We start from the raw sequence: 3,732 nt of genomic DNA on the forward strand, positions 1-3,732 counted from the left end.
CCCGCGACCGCTCCGGCGGCGAAACCGGTTTCGCCGCCGGAGCGGTCGCGGGGCGTTCCGGTGAGGGGGTCGGGGGTGGCGGAGTCCCAGGTCTGCGGCGCGGTGCTGGGGCCGGCCTGCGCGAGGCCCGGTTCCGTCGCAGGCGCGATCTCCAGGTCCCACGGCCCGGCCTGGCCCGCCGTGCCGGAGCCCTCGGCGTCGAGCCGTTCGACCAGCAGGTGGTACGTGCCCGCGCCCTGGCACAGCGCCTTGCCGGCCTCGCGCTGCCCCAGGGCCGTGACCGGGCGCGGGCTGAGCCCGGCGCCGAAACGGGCGGAGGCGTAGGAGCAGGAGGTGCCGTTCGCGTCCCGGAGCGAGACGCGGATGCCGTCGGTGGCGGAGACGGCGGCGTCCGCCGGCGGTACGGCGGTGACGGGGACGTACGCGGTGTCCGCGGCGCCGAGACGGAGGCGGTAGAAGAGCCGGCCGCCCCGCGGCAGCGAGCTGCGGTAGGCGTGACCGGGGTCCAGCGGGGCGGCGTCCGCGGTGCGCTCCGCACCGGCGACGGTGCGGGCGCCGGGGGAGAAGGCGTACGGCTCCGCCCGCGCGCCGGCCGGGGCGGCGGCCGACAGGGCGAGGGCCGTGCCGAGCGCCGACAGCAGGGAGACCACGCGCCGGCCCGCGCCGGCCGTGCCCGCCCGGCCCGTTCCCGTGCGCCGGCCGCGGCGGCCGGCCACGGACCGCCGCCCCGCCCACGCCGCCGTACCCCCTCGCGCCCGCACGGGCCACCACCCCCCAGTGTCGTCGGACGGCCGCACCGGACCGCAGGCCCCATCCTGCCCCGAGGACCGCTCGGCCATCCGGGCAACGCGAAGGCCCGTCCGAAACGCCCGGCACCGTCCCGCACCGCCCGCCGCGCGTGTAGCGCAGGCGCCCGGAGCGCGCAACCCGAGGCGCCGGCCGGCACCCGCTGGTCCCCGCGGGGCAATGCAAAACCCCGACCGCATGGGCGGCCGGGGTCGGTTCAGCTCGGGGGTAGGGGACTCACGAACCCGTGGGCACGGAGTCAGTCGCCTCCGTCCACAGATCCTGCTCGGCGCGATCCGCCTGGATCTGGCGGTACACGAGGAGCCCGCCGATGGCGGCCAGTGCGACCAGGAGCAGCTTCTTCACCGCGCGACCTCGTCTTTCCTTGACGTAGGGGACCTCTGGCGCCCGACTATACACACCGACCGATATCGGTCGGTGATCTGCGTGGGGGCCCAACTCCCGCCCCCGGAAGCGCAATAGGCCAGGTCGGAGGCGGTTCGGGCCGGAGGGTGACCGCGCCCCCACACACGGTTACTTTGCCCCCTCTTCGTTCACCCTCGCCGTGTTTTAGGCGTTTTCTACCCCCTTGCACCCATCCGAGTGGTGTTCATCTGAACATCGACGCGCCACGGGCGTCGGTCCACCACTTCGCGGCGCTCATACACATCATGAGGAAAGTACGCAAATCGCCCGACCCGAAAGTGAGGGGCCATGACCCAGAACAAGGTCATGAAGCTGTGGACCGCCATCGTCACCGCCTTCCTCGCGCTGTGCACGGCGCTCGGACTCGTCACCGCGACCGCCGCGACCGCCGCCGCGGCCGGCCCCCGCACCGAGAGCCCCCGCACCGACACCGCGCAGCGCACGAACCCGACGATCCCGGTGGCACACCACTGGGCCTGGTCCCACGGCAGGGCACTGCCCCCCACGATGAAGCAGCGGATCCGGGCCGAGGCCCACGGAAAGACCCCGAGCTGCCGCCACCGCCCGCTCGCCGACACCCAGGCGGAGACCACGGCCCAGCACCCCTCGGACTCCCTCGACTGCTGATCCCCCAGCACCGCAGTACCGCAACGTCTCGACCCACGGCGACTTGCGTACGCATCAGTCGACACGGAAAGACCCCCGGCCGGGTTCGGCCGGGGGTCTCGCGCTGTTCCGGCCCCCGGTACGACATGCTCGTACCACCTCGCAGAACCTCACCGGAAAGGTGGTGAGCGCTGCCGTGAACCGGCGCGTCACCGTAGTCACCGCTGTCCACGGCCCGTCCGCCCGGTTCCTGCCGGAGGCGTACGCGTCCCTGTGCGCGCAGCGGCTGCCCGACGGCTGGGAGTGGAAGTGGGTCGTCCAGGAGGACGGCACGTCGGACGAGGTCCGGCCGCACGTCCCGGACGACGCCCGGGTGTCCTTCCGGCAGGGCAGGCGGGGCGGGCCCGGGGTCGCCCGGACGATCGCGCTGGCGCGCGCCGAGGGCCCGTACGTCAAGGTGCTGGACGCCGACGACCAGCTCACGCCGGGCGCGCTCGCCCGCGACCTCGCCGTGCTGGAGGCGCACCCCACCGTCGGCTGGACGACGTGCCGCGTCCTGGACCTGCTGCCCGACGGCTCCACGGCCGGCTTCCCCGGCGACCCCGACGACGGCCCGATCGAGCGCGGCACCGTCCTCGACCACTGGAAGCGGAACGACTTCCTGGCCCCGGTCCACCCGGCGAGCCTGTGCGTGCGGCGGGAGCTGCTCACCGCGCTGGGCGGCTGGATGGCGCTGCCGGCCTCCGAGGACACCGGACTGCTGCTGGCGCTGGACGCGGTGAGCCGCGGCTGGTTCTCGGCCGAGACCGGTCTGCTGTACCGCAAGTGGGAGGGGCAGGTCACGGGCCGGGCGGCGCATCTCGACCCCGCCGAACGCACGGCCCGGACGGCGGTCGCCGAGGCCCGCGCCCGCGCGCTCGCCGCCTTCGGCTGGACCTACCCGCCGGCCGGGGCCGCGGCCACGACGAGCACTCCCTGACGGGCGTTCCCCCGCCGGCCCGTGCTCACTCGGTGAGCACGATCGCCTGCGAGGGGCACTTCTCGGCGGCCTCCCCGATCGCCTCCCGCACCCCCGGCTCCCCGGCCGCCTCCGCCGCGCCGGGCCGTACGACGCCGTACCCGTCCTCGAACGCGAACACGGCCGGCGCCCGGTGCGCGCACTCGGCGGAGCCGTAACACAGGGAGCGGTCGACGGAGACCTTCATACGTCCTCCAGTCGTGCAGTCGTGGGCGGTGACCTCCAGAACGTCACTGCCCGCCCGCGCCCCGCCTGAACCGGCCCGCGGGACCACCGCACGCGCCCGCGCCGGACTACCGCCCCCCGCCCGCGGCCGAGAGCCAGTGGGCCACCCGGCGGACCGTCGGCTCGTCCAGCCGCTCGGCCAGGGCGCGGACCGCCGCGTCGTCCTCGGGACCCAGGTCGTACAGGCCCGCCGTGCTCAGTCCGGCCATGAGCACCTGGTGCCGGCGGTCCGTCATGCGTTCCACCAGCCGGGCCGGTTCCGGGGAGCCGGGCGCGGGCCGCTCGGGCGCGGGGGCCGTGGCGGACGGGGTGTCGAAGAGGCGCCAGGCGCCGTCCTCGGGCCCCCAGAGCGCGACCGCCGCCTCGTCCCCGCGCGCCCGCACGGTCCGGGTCATGTCGCCCACGGCGTACCGCACCGGTCCCTGGTACGGGGACTCCGCGGCCACCGTCCAGGTGTCCCGGGTGGGTTCGTGGAACATCGCGACCCAGCGCGGTGCGCCGGGCGGTCGCGGGCACCGGGAACGCTGCTTCTCCATGACACTCACCCCTTCGGGGACGACCAGGGAGGCGACCGTAGCTGACGTATCGTCAGTTTTCCAGAGGAGGCAGGCGCGCGCGGCGGCACGCGCGGAGGTGGTGTTCCCGCCCGCCCGGCACCGGTCCCTCCCCTC

Annotated in this window: 5 protein-coding genes and 1 pseudogene; 2 read left to right on the forward strand and 4 right to left on the reverse strand. The window is 75.3% G+C overall.

The annotated features are described in order from the left end of the window. Positions 1–716, reverse strand: a pseudogene (locus tag CCN44_RS16340) (hypothetical protein); the annotation flags it as partial. 307 nt (positions 717–1,023) lie between these two features. Then, positions 1,024–1,152, reverse strand: coding sequence for a DLW-39 family protein (locus CCN44_RS46250; protein WP_003999697.1), 129 nt, complete (start codon positions 1,150–1,152; stop codon positions 1,024–1,026). A 348-nt stretch (positions 1,153–1,500) separates the two neighbouring features. Here CCN44_RS46250 and CCN44_RS16350 point away from each other — a divergent pair, with 348 nt between their 5' ends. Then, positions 1,501–1,839, forward strand: a complete 339-nt coding sequence (locus tag CCN44_RS16350; protein ID WP_059250054.1) for a DUF6344 domain-containing protein — start codon at positions 1,501–1,503, stop codon at positions 1,837–1,839. A gap of 163 nt (positions 1,840–2,002) precedes the next feature. Continuing rightward, a complete protein-coding gene (locus CCN44_RS16355) occupies positions 2,003–2,797 on the forward strand; it encodes a glycosyltransferase family 2 protein (RefSeq protein WP_237481300.1) in 795 nt (264 codons plus the stop codon). A 25-nt stretch (positions 2,798–2,822) separates the two neighbouring features. Here CCN44_RS16355 and CCN44_RS16360 read toward each other — a convergent pair whose 3' ends face one another. After that, on the reverse strand, positions 2,823–3,023 hold the full coding sequence (locus CCN44_RS16360; protein ID WP_086698074.1) for a ferredoxin: 201 nt from the start codon (positions 3,021–3,023) through the stop codon (positions 2,823–2,825). A 106-nt stretch (positions 3,024–3,129) separates the two neighbouring features. Further along, the gene (locus CCN44_RS16365) at positions 3,130–3,597 is read right to left on the reverse strand and encodes a hypothetical protein (RefSeq protein ID WP_086698075.1); all 468 of its coding nucleotides are present in this window, start codon (positions 3,595–3,597) and stop codon (positions 3,130–3,132) included. Positions 3,598–3,732: the final 135 nt, after the last annotated feature.

This window comes from Streptomyces tricolor, assembly GCF_002155905.1.
Lineage (GTDB): Bacteria > Actinomycetota > Actinomycetes > Streptomycetales > Streptomycetaceae > Streptomyces > Streptomyces tricolor.